At 64.3% G+C, this 15,464-nt stretch carries 18 protein-coding genes and 4 tRNA genes; 19 read left to right on the top strand and 3 right to left on the bottom strand.

The window, feature by feature from the left end:
- The 6 genes from phnC (at window position 1) to htpX (ending at window position 5,365) form a co-directional block, all read left to right on the top strand.
- On the top strand, window positions 1–789 hold the full coding sequence (gene phnC, locus CH251_RS07195) for a phosphonate ABC transporter ATP-binding protein (RefSeq protein WP_094612504.1): 789 nt from the start codon (window positions 1–3) through the stop codon (window positions 787–789).
- Window positions 786–1,580, top strand: coding sequence for a phosphonate ABC transporter, permease protein PhnE (gene phnE, locus CH251_RS07190; protein WP_094612503.1), 795 nt, complete (start codon window positions 786–788; stop codon window positions 1,578–1,580). The genes phnC and phnE (CH251_RS07190) overlap by 4 nt, the downstream gene beginning before the upstream one ends.
- Window positions 1,577–2,413 (top strand): phosphonate ABC transporter, permease protein PhnE, encoded by an 837-nt coding sequence (gene phnE / locus CH251_RS07185; protein ID WP_094612502.1) that lies wholly within the window; start codon window positions 1,577–1,579, stop codon window positions 2,411–2,413. Before phnE (CH251_RS07190) ends, phnE (CH251_RS07185) begins: the two co-directional genes overlap by 4 nt.
- Window positions 2,414–2,420: 7 nt before the next feature.
- Complete coding sequence (locus CH251_RS07180) at window positions 2,421–3,278, top strand: MurR/RpiR family transcriptional regulator (protein WP_094612501.1); 858 nt, start codon at window positions 2,421–2,423, stop codon at window positions 3,276–3,278.
- Window positions 3,279–3,403: 125 nt separating this feature from the next.
- The gene (locus CH251_RS07175; RefSeq protein ID WP_094612500.1) at window positions 3,404–4,423 is read left to right on the top strand and encodes a polyprenyl synthetase family protein; all 1,020 of its coding nucleotides are present in this window, start codon (window positions 3,404–3,406) and stop codon (window positions 4,421–4,423) included.
- Window positions 4,424–4,498: 75 nt separating this feature from the next.
- Entirely contained in the window at window positions 4,499–5,365 is an 867-nt protein-coding gene (gene htpX, locus CH251_RS07170) for a zinc metalloprotease HtpX (RefSeq protein ID WP_094612499.1), read from the top strand.
- Window positions 5,366–5,427: 62 nt separating this feature from the next.
- Here htpX and CH251_RS07165 read toward each other — a convergent pair whose 3' ends face one another.
- The gene (locus CH251_RS07165; RefSeq protein ID WP_008713817.1) at window positions 5,428–5,928 is read right to left on the bottom strand and encodes a YajQ family cyclic di-GMP-binding protein; all 501 of its coding nucleotides are present in this window, start codon (window positions 5,926–5,928) and stop codon (window positions 5,428–5,430) included.
- 174 nt (window positions 5,929–6,102) lie between these two features.
- Here CH251_RS07165 and CH251_RS07160 point away from each other — a divergent pair.
- The 11 genes from CH251_RS07160 to rplA all read left to right on the top strand — a co-directional run bounded on the left by CH251_RS07160 (window position 6,103) and on the right by rplA (window position 10,817).
- Window positions 6,103–6,185 (top strand) — tRNA-Tyr (locus tag CH251_RS07160).
- Window positions 6,186–6,335: 150 nt separating this feature from the next.
- Window positions 6,336–6,408, top strand: a tRNA-Thr gene (locus tag CH251_RS07155).
- A 62-nt stretch (window positions 6,409–6,470) separates the two neighbouring features.
- Window positions 6,471–6,543, top strand: a tRNA-Met gene (locus CH251_RS07150).
- A gap of 81 nt (window positions 6,544–6,624) precedes the next feature.
- Window positions 6,625–6,792: a 50S ribosomal protein L33 gene (gene rpmG, locus CH251_RS07145; protein WP_027498281.1), complete on the top strand. Its 168-nt coding sequence runs from the start codon at window positions 6,625–6,627 to the stop codon at window positions 6,790–6,792.
- A 140-nt stretch (window positions 6,793–6,932) separates the two neighbouring features.
- On the top strand, window positions 6,933–7,445 hold the full coding sequence (hadA, locus tag CH251_RS07140; RefSeq protein ID WP_045840660.1) for a (3R)-hydroxyacyl-ACP dehydratase subunit HadA: 513 nt from the start codon (window positions 6,933–6,935) through the stop codon (window positions 7,443–7,445).
- Window positions 7,432–7,857, top strand: coding sequence for a (3R)-hydroxyacyl-ACP dehydratase subunit HadB (gene hadB, locus CH251_RS07135; RefSeq protein ID WP_094612498.1), 426 nt, complete (start codon window positions 7,432–7,434; stop codon window positions 7,855–7,857). The genes hadA and hadB overlap by 14 nt, the downstream gene beginning before the upstream one ends.
- A 189-nt stretch (window positions 7,858–8,046) precedes the next feature.
- Window positions 8,047–8,119, top strand: a tRNA-Trp gene (locus CH251_RS07130).
- Between the two features lie 30 nt (window positions 8,120–8,149).
- Window positions 8,150–8,626 carry a preprotein translocase subunit SecE gene (gene secE / locus CH251_RS07125; RefSeq protein ID WP_094612497.1) on the top strand — a complete coding sequence of 159 codons (477 nt, stop codon included), beginning with the start codon at window positions 8,150–8,152 and terminating at the stop codon, window positions 8,624–8,626.
- Window positions 8,627–8,690: 64 nt separating this feature from the next.
- On the top strand, window positions 8,691–9,515 hold the full coding sequence (nusG, locus tag CH251_RS07120) for a transcription termination/antitermination protein NusG (protein ID WP_094612496.1): 825 nt from the start codon (window positions 8,691–8,693) through the stop codon (window positions 9,513–9,515).
- Window positions 9,516–9,579: 64 nt separating this feature from the next.
- Window positions 9,580–10,014: a 50S ribosomal protein L11 gene (rplK, locus tag CH251_RS07115; RefSeq protein WP_008713829.1), complete on the top strand. Its 435-nt coding sequence runs from the start codon at window positions 9,580–9,582 to the stop codon at window positions 10,012–10,014.
- A gap of 83 nt (window positions 10,015–10,097) precedes the next feature.
- Window positions 10,098–10,817 (top strand): 50S ribosomal protein L1, encoded by a 720-nt coding sequence (gene rplA / locus CH251_RS07110; RefSeq protein WP_027498276.1) that lies wholly within the window; start codon window positions 10,098–10,100, stop codon window positions 10,815–10,817.
- A 78-nt stretch (window positions 10,818–10,895) separates the two neighbouring features.
- Here rplA and CH251_RS07105 read toward each other — a convergent pair whose 3' ends face one another.
- Complete coding sequence (locus CH251_RS07105) at window positions 10,896–11,801, bottom strand: alpha/beta fold hydrolase (protein WP_094612495.1); 906 nt, start codon at window positions 11,799–11,801, stop codon at window positions 10,896–10,898.
- A gap of 10 nt (window positions 11,802–11,811) precedes the next feature.
- Window positions 11,812–13,758, bottom strand: coding sequence for a CocE/NonD family hydrolase (locus tag CH251_RS07100; RefSeq protein ID WP_094612494.1), 1,947 nt, complete (start codon window positions 13,756–13,758; stop codon window positions 11,812–11,814).
- Window positions 13,759–13,995: 237 nt separating this feature from the next.
- Here CH251_RS07100 and CH251_RS07095 point away from each other — a divergent pair, with 237 nt between their 5' ends.
- Together CH251_RS07095 and CH251_RS07090 are read left to right on the top strand one after the other, a co-directional pair.
- Complete coding sequence (locus CH251_RS07095) at window positions 13,996–15,234, top strand: SDR family oxidoreductase (RefSeq protein WP_094612493.1); 1,239 nt, start codon at window positions 13,996–13,998, stop codon at window positions 15,232–15,234.
- Window position 15,235: 1 nt separating this feature from the next.
- Entirely contained in the window at window positions 15,236–15,433 is a 198-nt protein-coding gene (locus CH251_RS07090; protein ID WP_094612492.1) for a serine/threonine protein phosphatase, read from the top strand.
- Window positions 15,434–15,464: the final 31 nt, after the last annotated feature.

The following is a 15,464-nucleotide window of genomic DNA, read 5'->3' as shown; positions in this document are numbered from 1 at the left end:
ATGAGCGGCGACGGCATCGCATTCGACAACGTCTCGGTCACCTACGCGGGCGGCCACACTGCGCTCGACGGAGTGACTCTGGATATTCCGGCGGGTCAGATGGTTGCCGTCGTCGGCTTGTCCGGGGCAGGAAAGTCCACGTTGATCCGCACCATCAACGGCCTCGTTCCGGTCACCTCCGGCACCGTGACCGTCGGTGATCGCGCCGTGAACAACCTGAGCAGCAAAGGGTTACGCGATCTGCGCGGAGACGTCGGAATGATCTTCCAGGGCTTCAACCTGGCCAAGCGCACCAGCGTGCTGAACAACGTGATGATGGGCCGGCTGCACAGCTCGCCGATGTGGCGAACACTGCTCGGTGCCTGGTCCGCGGAAGACACCGAACTGGGCATGCAGGCCCTCGAGCGCGTCGAGATAGTCGGCAAGGCCTACGAGAAGGCGTCGTCGCTCTCCGGCGGTCAGCAGCAACGGGTCGCCATCGCCCGGGCACTGGCACAGCAACCGCGGGTGATCCTCGCGGACGAACCGGTGGCCTCGCTCGATCCGCCGACGTCACACGTCGTCATGCGAGACCTGCAGCGCATCAACGCAGAACTCGGCATCACCGTGGTGGTCAACCTGCACTTCCTCGATCTCGCCCGCCGCTACGGCGATCGGTTGATCGGGTTGCGCGACGGCAAGGTGGTGTTCGACGGCCATGGCCGCGACGCCGACGAAGCAGTGTTCGAGAGCATCTACGGCCGCTCGCTGACCGCCGAGGACGTGCTGGAAGCAAAGGCAGAGCTGTGAGTGCGCCGCTCGCAACTCGCCCGGTCAAGCCGCGTTCGGCATGGAAAACCGTTGTGACACTTGCCGTCATCGGACTGATCACGGTGTGGGCGGGCGTCGGTGTCGGTGCCGACCTCGGTGACATCATCGACAACTGGGGCAACGCCACCGGCAAGCTGATCCAGTTGATGCAGCCGGACTACTGGTTCTTTCCCGAGACCGTCGACGCCATCCTCGAGACCCTGCAGATGGCCGTCATCGCGACCGCCATCGGTGCCGCGATCTCGTTTCCGTTGAGCTTCGCGGCGTCACGCGTGACCAACCCGAACCGGCCGCTGCTGACGGTCGTGCGCGGGATCATGAATGTCGTTCGCGCAGTGCCGGATCTGCTGTACGCGGCGGTGTTGGTCGCGGTGGTCGGCACCGGGGCGCTGTCGGGAATTCTGGCGCTGATCGTGTTCAACGTCGGCATCATCGTCAAGCTCGTCTCCGAGGCGTTGGACTCGGTCGATCGCGGACCGCAGGAAGCCGCTCTCGCGGCGGGTGGCTCCTGGATCGCAGCGGATCGCAGTGCCGTTGCGCCGCAGATCTTTCCCGCCTTCGTATCGCAGAGTCTCTACACGTTGGAATTGAACGTACGCGCGTCGGCGGTGATCGGACTCGTCGGTGCAGGCGGACTCGGCATGCTCATCGACAATGTTCGGACCTTCTACAAGTATCACCAGCTCAGCCTCATCATCCTCGAGATTCTCGTCATCGTCCTGGCATTGGAGCTGCTCTCGTCCTGGGCCCGTCGAAAGTTGGTCGGATGACCGTCATCGACCGCACCACCCGTGCCACTCCGGCCCGGCCGCGCAAACCACGCAACCCCCTGCGCACCGCCGTGTGGGTGGGCATCCTCGCCGTGTTCGCACTGTCGTTGTACGGCATCGAGATTCGCTGGGACAGGTTGCTGGACCTGCCGCAGAACCTGGTGCGCTACGCCGGCCTGATGTTCGTGCCACCGGACGTGTCCGCACTCGGCAAGGCCGTCTCGGCCACCATCGAATCGGTGCAGATGGCCTGGTTCGGAACGGTGCTCGGCATCGTCGTGTCGTTTCCGCTGAGCTTCCTCGCAGCCGCGAACATCGGGCCGCTCTGGCTGCGATGGCCGCTGCGCATCGTGTTCGCCGTCATTCGCGCAGTCCCCGAGGTCGTCATCGCCATCCTCATCCTGTCTGTCACCGGGCTGACCGCGTTCACCGGCGCACTCGCCATCGCCATCGGCTCGGTCGGCACCCTCGGCAAGTGGGGCTACGAGGCCATCGAAGGCGCGGAGAAAGGTCCGATAGAAGCGGCCCGAGCGGCAGGCGGCTCGACGGCCCAGATCGTGCGGTGGGGACTGTGGACCGACGTCGCACCCGAGGTGTTCGCCTTCTGGCTCTATCGCTTCGAGATCAACGTCCGTGCGTCGGCCATCCTCGGTCTGATCGGTGCAGGCGGCATCGGCAGCATGTTGGTGGACAACGTGCAGTACCGGCAGTGGGGCGCGGTCGGCATGCTGCTGATCGTCGTCGTGGTCATCACCGTGATCATCGACCAGGTCTCCGGTCAGGTGCGTCGACGCATCATCGACGGGAGCTGGGGATGGCAAAGAAAAGTATGAGCAAGATATGAGCATGGATCTCGCGCCCGGTGGAGTCGTGCCGCACATCCGATCGATCATTCCGTCGTTGCTGCCGGCCGAGCGGGCCGTCGCCGAGGTGTTTCTCGAACGTCCCGCCGACATCGTCGAGATGTCCTCGCAGCAGGTCGCCGACGCGGCCGGAGCGTCACGGGCGTCGGTGGTGCGTACCTGCCAGAGTCTCGGCTTCGGCGGTTATCAGCAGCTGCGGGTCTTGCTGGCGCGTGATGCGGCTCGGGCGTTGCCCGCGCAGGAGCGGTCGGCGGACGGTCCGTTCGCGATCGTGACGGAGACGTTCGCCCACGTCGGAGATTCCATCGCGGCGATGACCGCACTGTTGACCACCGAGGACGTCACTCGCGCGGTGGCTGCGCTCGCCGGTGCCGAGTCCATCGTGGTCATCGGCAACGGACTCTCAGCGGCGCTGGCTGCCGATACCGACGCCAGGATGCGCTCGCTGGGCCTGCGCTCGCACGCACCAACCGACTCGATCGCGCAGCAGGTCGCCGTCCGGCTTCTCACCGATCGCGATGTGGCCCTGATCATCAGCGGATCGGGTGCCACGAGCGCGTCGACCAAGGCCGCTCAGGCCGCACGGGAACGCGGGGCCACCGTGGTCTCGGTGACGTCCTTTGCTCGCTCGACCCTGGCGGCCGCGTCGGACATCGCACTGGTGGTGGGCATGCGCGACCTCAGCTTCCAGCGCGAACTCGCCGTGACCAGCAGAATTCCGCACGTGATCCTGCTCGAAGGTCTGATGGCCGCTCTGACCGACGCCTTGGGTGACAGAGCGTCGGCAGCGATGGCCGCGACACTGGAAGTGATCTCCGGCAACCTCGGTGAGTGAAGCGTCACCTGTGGTCGGTGACACCGTCCCTGCGGTGCGCACGCTAGGTTCACTACGGTAGAAGGCGAGCAACGGCGCTTCGCCGCTGCCGCCGGCATGTCGACGACAGGACAGGGACCAACATCGTGAGTACAGACGACGCTGCCGTAGCAACGGTCGTTGCCGGAGTCGACCTGGGTGACCCGGAGCTCGCGCGATCCGTCGCCGACGGCCTCGCACGCGTCGAAGAACTGATGATCAGCGAACTCTCCGACGGTGAGGAGTTCCTCACCGAGGCCGCGTTGCACCTGGCCAAGGCCGGCGGAAAACGATTCCGGCCCCTGTTCACCGTGCTCACCGGCCAGCTGGGACCGTCTCCGACCGATCCGGCGATCGTCACCGCGGCCACGGTCGTCGAACTGGTCCACCTGGCGACGCTCTATCACGACGACGTCATGGACGAGGCGTCGATGCGTCGAGGCGCCGAGAGTGCGAACTCACGCTGGGGTAACAGTGTGGCGATCCTCGCGGGCGACTACCTGTTCGCGCACGCGTCTCGTCTGGTGTCCACGCTCGGACCCGACGCCGTGCGCATCATCGCCGAGACTTTCGCAGAACTCGTCACCGGTCAGATGCGCGAAACCATCGGAGCCAAGAGCACCGACGATCCCGTCGCGCACTATCTGAAGGTCGTGTGGGAGAAGACCGGTTCGCTCATCGCATCGTGCGGACGCTTCGGTGGAACCTTCAGCGGCGGCGATGCCGAGCACGTGGGACGACTCGAGCGCCTCGGGGACGCCGTCGGTACCGCCTTCCAGATCTCCGACGACATCATCGACATCTCCTCGGCCACCGAGCAGTCCGGCAAGACTCCCGGCACCGACCTGCGGGAGGGCGTACACACTCTGCCGGTGCTCTTCGCGCTGCGCGAGGAAGGGGCCGACGGCGATCGACTGCGCGAGATCCTGGCCGGTCCGGTCACCGAGGACGCCCTGGTCACCGAGGCTCTGGAGCTGCTGCAGCGTTCACCCGGAATGGTCTCGGCCAAGAAGACACTCGGCGAATACGCCGCTCGGGCGCACGCAGAACTCGCACTGCTGCCGCAGGGGCCTGCCAACGATGCACTCGGCCGGTTGGTGGATTACACCGTCGAACGCGTGGGCTGACGACCGGGAACTGCCGGTCGGGGTGTTTTCGTTGAATCGGGTAGTAACACCCGGTACGAGGAGGCACCTTCAGTCATGAACGGTTACGCGAACGGCGCAAAGACATTCGGCCTGCTGGTCGGGATGTCGGCGCTCATCGTCTTCATCGGTTCGCTGTTCGGTAACGCGACCATTCTGATCGGCTCGATCGTCCTGGCGGTGGGCGTCAACGGCTACGCATACTTCAACAGCGCGAAGATGGCCCTGAAGTCGATGCACGCGGTGCCGGTCAGCGAACTCGAGCAACCGGCGATGTATCGGATCGTGCGGGAGTTGGCGACGACGGCCCATCAGCCGATGCCTGCGCTGTACGTCAGTCCCACCAACAACCCCAACGCGTTCGCCACCGGACGCAATCCGCGCAACGCTGCGGTGTGCTGCACCGAGGGCATCCTGCGCATCCTCGACGAGCGTGAACTACGAGCGGTGCTGGGCCACGAGCTCTCGCACGTCTACAACCGCGACATTCTGATCTCGTCGGTGGCCGGGGCGATGGCTGCTGTCATTTCGGGCCTGGCCAACCTGGCCTTCTTCGCCAACGTCTTCGGCGGCCGCGGCAGCGGAGGCGCGAACCCGCTCGCGTTGTTGCTGGTGTCGATGCTGGGGCCCATTGCGGCCACCCTGGTACGGCTGGCGGTCTCTCGTTCGCGGGAGTATCAGGCAGATCAGTCGGGAGCCGAGCTGACCGGAGATCCGCTGGCGCTGGCGTCGGCGCTCCGCAAGCTCGAGCGGGGAGTGCAATTGGCACCGTTGCCGCCCGAGCCGCGCTTGGCCGCCGAGTCGCATCTGATGATCGCCAATCCGTTCCGCATCGGCGACAAGGCGGGTCGACTGTTCGCCACCCACCCGCCGATGGCCGACCGCATCGAGCGACTCGAGCGGATGGCCGGCCACCGGCCGTAGTGCAGAGCAGTGGTGTGCTCGAGTGCCTCCTGGGGCACTCGAGCACACCACTGCCGAAGGCACTATCGGTAGTTGACGAACTGCAGTGCGATGCCGAAGTCCTCGTTCTTGAGCAGCTGCTGGATGGCTTGCAGGTCGTCGCGCTTCTTGCTGCTCACGCGCAGTTCGTCGCCCTGGATCTGGGCCTTGACGCCCTTGGGGCCGTCGTCGCGGATCTTCTTGGAGATCTTCTTGGCGTTCTCGGTCGTGATGCCCTGCACGAGCTTGCCGGTGACCTTGTAGACCTTGCCGGACGCGGCCGGATCGTTGGTCTCGAAGGCCTTGAGGGAGACGTCCCGTCGGATCAGCTTCTCCTTGAACACGTCGAGGGCGGCCTTGACCTTCTCCTCGGATTCGGACGTGATGACGATGGTCTCGGACTCTCCGCTGCCGGACCATTCGATGCTGGTGTCGGATCCGCGGAAGTCGAAGCGCGTCGCCAGTTCCTTCGCGGCCTGTCCGACGGCGTTGTCCACTTCCTGTCGGTCGACTTTGCTCACTACGTCGAAGGACGAATCAGCCACTTCTCACACTCTCCAGTCGAATCGAAATTTGTTTTGGCGGTGGTGTCGGTCCACATCCCGCAGGGACTTTATCGGCCCGCTACCGACCGTATCCACCCGGTTTGCGTTCCGGGGGGACGTTCGTTGTATTCTTCTCACCGCGCCGAAGAGCAGTACGGGCTTCGATCGCATCACGGCAGATTGCCCGAGCGGCCAATGGGAGCGGACTGTAAATCCGTCGGCTTATGCCTACGTAGGTTCGAATCCTACATCTGCCACACCTGGAACCCCGGCGAGGTTTTCCCTCGCTGGGGTTTCCATGTGAAGAGGGACTGGAAGGGCTCGCTGACCACGCAATTTGGTACTGGGCGCTCCGAATGTGTAACCTCTTGAAGGCTTCAGCGCACGGCTTGATGTGCTCTGATCCCGCCCCCTTAGCTCAGTCGGTAGAGCGTTTCCATGGTAAGGAAAAGGTCAACGGTTCGATTCCGTTAGGGGGCTCGCTGGATTGGATGGCTCGACGTCGCGTTCCCCACGTGGGATGGTGGACGGTGAGCACCTGAGGCGGTGTAGCTCAGTTGGTAGAGCAAACGACTCATAATCGTTGCGTCGCCGGTTCAAGTCCGGTCACCGCTACACAGTAGGCAAGCACGACCCGTAGCACTCATGAACAGTCCTGATTGACCCTGATCAGATTTACCCGAAAGTAGGCGTCCAGTGGCCTCCTCCACCGATGTGCGGCCCAAGATCACCTTGGCCTGCGAGGTTTGCAAGCACCGCAACTACATCACCAAGAAGAACCGTCGGAACGATCCCGACCGCATCGAGCTGAAGAAGTTCTGCTCCAACTGCGGCACGCATCGGGCTCACCGCGAATCTCGCTAGTCCGCTCGGCTCGCTGGTTCGCATTTCCGTTCACCAGTCGGCGCCCGGCGTTAGGACACACTTCTTCCCCTAACGGCTCTTGCGTCCAGGGTAGAAAAGGTTGTCTTTCCGTGTCACAAGCTCCGCACGACGTCCCGGCCATGGATGCATCCGCTCACGCGGCGTCCATGGTCGGTTCTCATTTTCGCGTCGACGACTTCTACGAGGTCGGCCGCGAGAAGGTTCGTGAATACGCGCGTGCCGTCCAGGATTTTCATCCCGCGCATCACGACGAGGACGCTGCGAAGGGCCTCGGTTACGACGGTCTCCTCGCGCCCTTGACCTTCGTTTCCCTGCTCGGAATCATGTCGCAGACCCGGATGTTGCAAGAAGTCATCACGGGCTACGACCCGAGTCAGATTCTGCAGACCGATCAGAGACTGGAATTTCATCGCCCGATCCAGGTGGGCGATCGAATCTTCTGCGACGTGTATCTCGAATCGTTCCGGCAGATGAGCGGCAGCGACATCATGACCACCAAGAACATCATCACCGATCAGAACGGCGATCTCGTTCAAACGACCTGGACGACCATCGTGGCGCGTACCGGCGGGGAGATCGACGAGAACATCGCCCATGCGGTGAAGGAAGTGATCAGGCATGGCGCTTCGTAACTTCGACGAGGTGTCGGTCGGCGAGGAGCTTCCCGAGCGCATCGTCGCACTCACCCGCGGCGACCTGGTGAACTACGCAGGCGTATCGGGCGATCCCAACCCGATCCACTGGAGCGACGAAGTCGTCGAGCTGGCCGGATTGGACGACGTCATCGCGCACGGAATGCTCACGATGGGTCTCGGGGCCGGTTTCGTCACCTCGTGGCTCGGCGACCCGGGTGCGGTCACCGAGTACAACGTGCGCTTCACCAGTGCAGTGTTGGTCCCGGCCGACTCCCCGGCGTCGGTGGAGTTCACCGGCAAGGTCAAGTCCGTGGACGCCGAGAAGCGGACCGCGACAGTCGCCATCGTCGCGAAGTCCGCAGGCAAGAAGATTTTCGGGCGAGCCACCGCAACGGTGCGCTTGGCCTGAGCATGGTCGATCCGGTCGAGCTCGTTCACGGCCGGGACGACGGGATTTATCTGTTCCGAAGGGCGTGCAGTACACTGAGATTTCTGGGGTAATCCGGCGCTCTGCGCTGCCCGCGTCCTCTTCCGGAGGGTGTGCGGGTGGGGTGAGAGCCCGGATGGACACCAGAGCGGCCGAGAAAGTTTCGGCCGAAGGGGCGTAGCTCAATTGGTAGAGCAACGGTCTCCAAAACCGTAGGTTGCAGGTTCAAGTCCTGTCGCCCCTGCCCAAGGTGTCAGCAACTGAGAGGAACGACGTGAGCGAGGAGCGCGGTAAGCGCGACGGTCGATCGGAGGAGTTCGAGAACTCTTCGGCTGCAGACGACGTCGCACCTGGCTCCGAGGGCCGTCCTTCCGATGCTGACACCGCTGCCGGTGAATCCGCTGCAGACGCCGTGGTCCCCACCGGTAAGCGATCGACCAGCAGGTCCCGCGGTAGCGCTGCGGGCGTGTCGATGTCCAAGGCTCCGGCCGCATCCACCGCGCCGGCGAAGGCCAAGGCCGGTAGGACTCGTCCGGGCAAGGTCAAAGCCGACAAGCGGCCGAACGTGTTTCTGCGTCTGTTGCAGTTCTTCCGTGAGGTCGTCGCCGAGCTTCGCAAGGTCATCTGGCCGAACAAGAAGCAGATGGTCACCTACACCACCGTCGTGCTCGTCTTCCTGACGTTCATGGTTGCGTACATCAGTGGCCTCGACGTGCTCTTCATCCAGGGCGTCGGCTGGCTGTTCGGCTGACCGATCGCAGCTGCGCGACCTATCGACGATCGAACCGAGCAGGAACTAGAGAAAGGGTGCTGACGTGAGCACGCCGCACAACGACGCCACCGAAGTGGCCGCATTCGACGCCGATGTCGAGGCGACCAAGCAGGGCCTCGAAGCGGAGCAGGCCGCTCAGGACCGCGAGACCGACGAAGCAATCAAGGCCGATGTTGCCGCTGCCGCCGGTGAGGACGTCCCCGCCGACGACGGCGAGACCGTCGACGCAGATGTGACGGCCGAGCCCGAGGATCCCGTTGCCGAGATGAAGGCGGCTCTGCGCCGCGCTCCCGGCGACTGGTACGTCATTCACTCGTACGCCGGATACGAGAACAAGGTCAAGGCCAACCTCGAGACCCGCGTGCAGAACCTCGACGTCGGCGACTACATCTTCCAGGTGGAAGTTCCCACCGAAGAGGTCACCGAGATCAAGAACGGCCAGCGCAAGCAGGTCAACCGCAAGGTTCTGCCCGGTTACATCCTCGTTCGCATGGAACTCAACGACGAGTCCTGGGGAGCGGTCCGCAACACCCCCGGCGTCACCGGCTTCGTCGGAGCCACCTCGCGGCCGTCACCGTTGACCATCAACGAGGTCGTCAAGTTCCTGATGCCGCAGGAAGGTGCCAAGAAGGACGCGAAGGCGACCGCTGGCGCAGCCGATCAGAGTGGCGACACCACGTCGAAGCCGACCATCGAGGTCGACTTCGAGGTCGGCGAGTCGGTCACCGTCATGGACGGCCCGTTCGCCACCCTCCCCGCCAGCATCAGCGAGGTCAACGCAGAGCAGCAGAAGCTCAAGGTGCTGGTATCGATCTTCGGCCGTGAAACACCGGTCGAGCTCGGCTTCACTCAGGTCTCCAAGATCTAGAAGCCGACCACACAGACTTGCAGTAGCAACCGCAAGAAACCCGAGCGAATACAAGGAAAAAGAAATGCCCCCGAAGAAGAAGAAGCTAGCCGGGATCATCAAGCTTCAGATCCAGGCCGGTGCCGCCAACCCGGCACCGCCCGTCGGCCCCGCACTGGGCCAGCACGGCGTCAACATCATGGAGTTCTGCAAGGCGTACAACGCCGCGACCGAGTCGCAGCGCGGCAACGTCGTGCCGGTCGAGATCTCGGTCTACGAAGACCGCACGTTCGACTTCAAGCTGAAGACTCCTCCGGCTGCCAAGCTGCTGCTCAAGGCTGCAGGCGTGGCCAAGGGCTCCGGCGAGCCGCACAAGACCAAGGTCGCCAAGGTGACCATGGATCAGGTGCGCGAGATCGCCAAGACCAAGCAGGAAGACCTCAACGCCAACGACATCGATCAGGCCGCGAAGATCATCGCCGGCACTGCTCGCTCGATGGGCATCACGGTCGAAGGCTGATTTCCAGCCTCTCCAAGCATCACACGTGGGAGAGCCGGCCAGGCTCGTCAACCACACTGAACTCGAACGAAGGACAGTAAGACATGGCAAAGCGCAGCAAGGCCTACCTCGAGCAGGCCGCAAAGATCGACCAGGACAACCTCTACTCGCCTCTCGAAGCCGCCAAGCTGGCCAAGGAGACCGCGTCGAGCAAGTTCGACCCCACCGTCGAGGTCGCAGTGCGTCTCGGCGTCGACCCTCGCAAGGCCGACCAGATGGTGCGCGGCACCGTCAACCTTCCCCACGGCACCGGCAAGACCGCTCGGGTTATTGTTTTCGCCGCTGGTGAGAAGGCTGCAGAGGCCGAGGCAGCAGGAGCCGACGTCGTCGGCGCAGAAGATCTGATCGAGCGCATCCAGGGCGGATTCCTGGACTTCGACGCCGCGATCGCCACCCCGGATCAGATGGCCAAGGTCGGCCGTATCGCCCGTGTCCTCGGACCGCGTGGCCTGATGCCGAACCCGAAGACGGGCACGGTCACCAACGATGTGACCAAGGCCGTCAACGACATCAAGGGCGGCAAGATCAACTTCCGCGTCGACAAGCAGGCCAACCTGCACTTCGTCATCGGCAAGGCCTCGTTCGACGAGACCAAGCTGGTGGAGAACTACGGCGCAGCGCTGGACGAGATCCTGCGTGCGAAGCCGTCGTCGGCCAAGGGCCGTTACGTCAAGAAGGTCACCGTCTCGACCACCACCGGACCCGGCGTCCAGGTCGATCCGAACCGCACGCGCAACCTCCTCGAGGACGACGCGAACGCGTAAATCAGCTCAGCACCACAACGAAGGCCGGCACCGATACCTCGGGTGCCGGCCTTCGTTGCGTGACGAGGCCCGTCGCGCCTAGGCGGCCCGCGCGAAATTCGCCAGGATGATCCCGGCGATGCGGTCGATCAGCGCGGCAGGCAGGTCGTGGGCCATACCGTCGATCAACGTCAGCTCGGCGTCGGGGACGGCACGGGCGATGGCCTTCCCGCCCGACGGCCGCACCAGTTTGTCGGCGGTGCCGTGGATGACCGTGGTGGGTGCGGTGATCTTCTTCGCGTAGGGCCGCAGACTGCCGGTGCCGGTGATGGCGGCCATCTGCCGGACGACACCGGACGGGTTGTAGTTCCGCTCGTACATCACCTGCGCGATCTCGAGCTGCTCCTCTAGTGGAGTGCGGTAGCCGGGGGAGCCGATCGCGGCGAGCGTCTTCGCCGAGTGCGCGATGATCTCGTCCTTGGTCGCGTCCTTCCCGACGCCACCCATGAGCGGCAGCAGCGCGCGTGGGTCGGGCGGCGGCAGGAACGGCTCGTTGGTGCTCGAGAAGAGGATCCCGACCGACTTCGTTCGGTCGGGATAGCTTCCGGCGAAGACCTGGGTGATCATCCCGCCCATGGACGCCCCGACGACGTGCACCGAGTCGATGTCGAGATGGTCGAGCACGCCGACGGCGTCGGCCGCCATGTCCGTGATGGTGTACGGCACGTCCGAGGACATCCCGAACTCGTGCCGGATCAGGCGAAGAATCTGGGAACCTCGCACCTTCTGCCCGGTCATCTTGGTGGACAACCCGATATCGCGGTTGTCGATGCGGATCACCCGGTAGCCCGCGTCGACGAGACGGGTGCAGAAGTCCATGGGCCACAACGTCAATTGCGCAGACAGACCCATGATGAGCAGCACCGCGGGATCGTCGATCGACCCCATGTCCTCGTACGCGATCTCGACGGAGTTCGTCGGCGCGACACCTTGTTCGATTCTCATGCTCTCGTTCCTACCAGCCGGGCTCACCGAGTACCGGCACCACCAGGTAACTCGGACTCTCCGGGTCGATGTCGATGTCCTGCCTGCGCAGGCGGGTACGCACCAGATCCGGCAGGATCGGGATGAACCGCGGTGTGTCGGTGGCGAATACGCTCACGCGCAGGCGGTGGCCGGATGCGATGACGGCCTCGGTGGTCAGGATGTCGATGTCGAGATCGATGGGTTCCCCCACGGGTACCGGGAGCAGCGCTGCCTCGGTGAGTGGATGGTACGGACGGGTGTAATCACCGTTCGGGGCGAACAGTGATCGCTCGTCGTCGACGGCTCGGCGTGATGCGAGCAGGGCGCCGTTGCTCAGCACGATCGATCGGCCGCTCGGGGCGACGTCGCAGATCATGATGGCCCACATCGCCTCCGGCGCATGGCAGACCACACGCAGATGCAGGTTCATGGGACCGGACAGCACGGTGTCCGACTCGGCGGGCGCGGTGGTGAAGGTGACTGCGGCACCCTCGGCGAATCGATTGTCGTAGGTGAAACCGCCGCCCAGGACTGCCGTCACGCCTGCGAGAACCTGTGTGGTGTCACGAGATACGACGGCCCGCAGTGAGGGCCGGACCGTCAGGACGTCGGACTCGGCGGCCGGATCGCCGGTGAGGCTGCCGTCGGCGACGGCATGGGGCGCGGTGCCCGACGCCGCTGCCGACAGGTAGAGCCGGCGAGGTTGCGCCCGAGGAGCCGGAAAGCGCCCGTGCGCAGTCCAATTGCCACCCTGCTGACGCAGGGTGACGGGGCCGTAGTTCTCGATTCCGTTGTCCACGTCGCGCAGCCACTTGTCGAACCAGGCCCGCTCGAGTACGTCCAGGCGAGGCGGAAATCCCGGTTCGCCGAACCCGATTCCCGGGTTGCCGTGGTACCCGTCGCCGACGAGCAGCTGCTTGTATCCGCGTTCGAGAGCGAGCCGGTTGTAGATGTCCGGTGCGGAACCGCCGAATATGTCGTGCCAGCAGCCGTACAGAAATGTCGGTGCCGCGATGTCTTCGATGACGGCATCGATGGTGTCGTAGTACTCGTTGTCGTAGATTCGCGGATCTCCGCCCGAGACAAACCCTTTGGCCAGGTCGAGCAGATTCGTGGCCGGGGATCGAGCGCGATCGCGGAGCCAGGCGAGCGTGTCGATTCCGCCGACCGCAGGCGCCCATTTGAGCCCGTTGACGGCCGCGAGCCACAGCGGAATGAACGCCGAGGTTGCGCCTCCGGTGGCGAAGATCTCCCGCACGATGTCCACCGACCCCTCGACCGCGAACACCGCGTCGAGGCCTGCAGGCTGCTTGGCTGCGGCCTGCAGGGCGTTGATGGCGGAGTACGAGATTCCGGCCATCCCGATCCTGCCGTTGCACCACTGCCTGCGTCGCGCCCACTCGATCACTTCGAGCGAGTCGAGCTGCTCTCGGGGGCCCAGCACGTCCCAGGTGCCCGAGGAGCTGCCGGTGCCGCGGACGTCGACGATCATCTGCACGTACCCGCTGCGCACGAGATGACGGTTGACCGAGAGCAGGTCGGCCGCCCCGCCCGCCACCACCCGGGTGATCTCGGTGATGCCGTCGAATCTGGTTCCGGTCAGGTCGAACGCAGAGGAGAAAGCTCGGATCGCGCGACCGAGAACCGGGGTCTCGAGGATGGTGTCGATGCCCTTGATCAGCAGCTTGTTGTAGGGCGTGAGGTTCAGGACGGTGGGAAACACGCCCTCCACCGCCCGTCCCGACGCGTCCGCGGGGCGAAAGACGTATGCGCGCAATGCCGTTCCGTCGCTCATCGGTATGCGCACGTTCGCCGTGATGGACACCCGCGGGTAGCGCGGTTGCTCGCGCACGATGGTCGCCCATGCCGCCGCTGCGTCGCCGCCGCTCGGATCGCGTGCGGGTTGCAGGAGGGGGTGTGGCTGTACTGCCGTCATGGGAAACGATTAGACCGTCGAAGGGCCTCGTTTGTCTCGACGAATGGAAATCGCTGGAGATCGCCCCTACCGGCGCAGGGCGATTTGCCTAATTCGATTGGGAACACTCTCAACGCCGGTTGAGCGGCGCTGTGGGGGTTCCCAGACTTTTGTGGTCGACCGTTTATGGGCCCGCGTCATTGCTAACGTCTGCCCGTCCGAGTGATGTGGGACACCGACCGTTGCAGGGGAGCGCGAATGCACGTAGAAGCACTGTTCGGAGACGGATCGTTGCGTCCGATCTGGCCGCACGCAGATGCACTGATCACCAGCGAATGCCCGGGGCTTCGCTTTGCCGGGAAGTACGCCGACGTCGTCGCACTGAGCAACGGTGATCCGACGGCTCTGCGTCCGTTCATCGACGAGGAGACTCGCCGCCGCTTGGCGGACATGGCAGCGCCGCGCACCGACACCGCGCTCGTGTTCGGGGCCAACGGCTTTCTCGGTGCTCACCTGATCGGCCGTCTGACTCGTGATTCCGCCGTCGAGGTCGTGTACGCGATGGTTCGTCCCACCGAGGAGGAAACGGCTTTCGAGCGTCTGCAGCGCACGTTCGATCAGTACGAGATCGCGGTGGATGCCGACAAGATCCGCATCGTCGAGGGCACTCCGACGAAGTTCCGGTTCGGTCTCGACAAGGCCGCCTACTACGACCTGGCTGCCGGAGTGGGGCAGATCTTCAACTGCGCCAGTTCGACCGATTACACCGAGAGCTACGCCGACCTGCGCGACGACTGGTTCGTCAGCGTGCTGCGCATCCTCGAATTCAGCATCACCTCCACCCGCAAGCATCTGACGTACGTGGGCAGTATCGGTGCCCACCTGTACCAGAAGCCCGAGGACTTCCGTCGTCCCGATTCCTGGTGGTACTCCGGATACGCGCAGATGAAGTGGGTCAACGCAACGCTGCTCGGATGGCTGTCGATGTCGGACACCTACTCGGTCACCCTGTGCGAGGCTCCCTACATCCTCGGCAGCACCGAACTCGGTCGCGATCCGGGGCGGGTCTACAGCTTCTGGCGCATCATCGAACTGGCGATCGCTGCCGGTGCCATCTGGGACGGCCCGGGAATGAACTACGTTCCCGTCGACGTGATGTGCGACGTCATGGCGAGCAACTCGCTGCGCAGTCATCCTCTGACGAGGCTACTGCCGAGCAATCCCACCGGTTACGGTCACGATCTCTACGCCGACCTCCTCGGACTCGATCTGGTGAGCTGGGAGGAGTTCAAGGAGCGCGTCAGCGCACGCATCTCTCCTCGATTCGCCGAGACGATGCTGGCCGACAACATCGACAAGCTCATGCGCCTGGTGCACAAGCCCGAGGCGATCCTGCCCGTCGACCACGACATCTCCTGGTGCGATCACCGCCGACTCTTCGAGCTCTACTTCGAGAAAGCACAGCTCAAGACGCTCACGCCCGCCGCCGTCAACTGACGTGACGGACGGATTCGAGCCCACCTCGGTGCGCCTGCGGGACGTACCCATCGGCCGTGAGGTGACCAACGGCGTTCTCTCGCTCGGCTTCTACGTGGTGTGCGGGCTGATCGGGGTGCTGCCCGGCTCGGTGCGGATCCGGGCGGCCGATGCCTTCGTGACCTGGTCGGAGAGCGTCGACGAACAGCGGCACAGCTGATGTCCTGGGTTCGGTGGGCAGTCGGCCTCGG

This window comes from Rhodococcus sp. 06-462-5 (genome assembly GCF_002258315.1).
Classification (GTDB): Bacteria; Actinomycetota; Actinomycetes; order Mycobacteriales; family Mycobacteriaceae; genus Rhodococcoides.
Note: the sequence above shows the minus strand (reverse complement) of the source record. Positions and strands in the feature narration are given on the sequence as shown.

Excerpts from the sequence above, each read along its gene's own strand:
- phnC (WP_094612504.1), top strand. The coding sequence starts at position 1 with ATGAGCGGCGACGGCATCGCATTCGACAACGTCTCGGTCACCTACGCG.
- phnE (WP_094612502.1), top strand. The coding sequence starts at position 1,577 with ATGACCGTCATCGACCGCACCACCCGTGCCACTCCGGCCCGGCCGCGC.
- CH251_RS07180 (WP_094612501.1), top strand. The coding sequence starts at position 2,421 with ATGAGCATGGATCTCGCGCCCGGTGGAGTCGTGCCGCACATCCGATCG.
- htpX (WP_094612499.1), top strand. The coding sequence starts at position 4,499 with ATGAACGGTTACGCGAACGGCGCAAAGACATTCGGCCTGCTGGTCGGG.
- hadA (WP_045840660.1), top strand. The coding sequence starts at position 6,933 with ATGGATGCATCCGCTCACGCGGCGTCCATGGTCGGTTCTCATTTTCGC.
- hadB (WP_094612498.1), top strand. The coding sequence starts at position 7,432 with ATGGCGCTTCGTAACTTCGACGAGGTGTCGGTCGGCGAGGAGCTTCCC.
- rplK (WP_008713829.1), top strand. The coding sequence starts at position 9,580 with ATGCCCCCGAAGAAGAAGAAGCTAGCCGGGATCATCAAGCTTCAGATC.
- rplA (WP_027498276.1), top strand. The coding sequence starts at position 10,098 with ATGGCAAAGCGCAGCAAGGCCTACCTCGAGCAGGCCGCAAAGATCGAC.
- CH251_RS07105 (WP_094612495.1), bottom strand. The coding sequence starts at position 11,801 with ATGAGAATCGAACAAGGTGTCGCGCCGACGAACTCCGTCGAGATCGCG.
- CH251_RS07100 (WP_094612494.1), bottom strand. The coding sequence starts at position 13,758 with ATGACGGCAGTACAGCCACACCCCCTCCTGCAACCCGCACGCGATCCG.
- CH251_RS07095 (WP_094612493.1), top strand. The coding sequence starts at position 13,996 with ATGCACGTAGAAGCACTGTTCGGAGACGGATCGTTGCGTCCGATCTGG.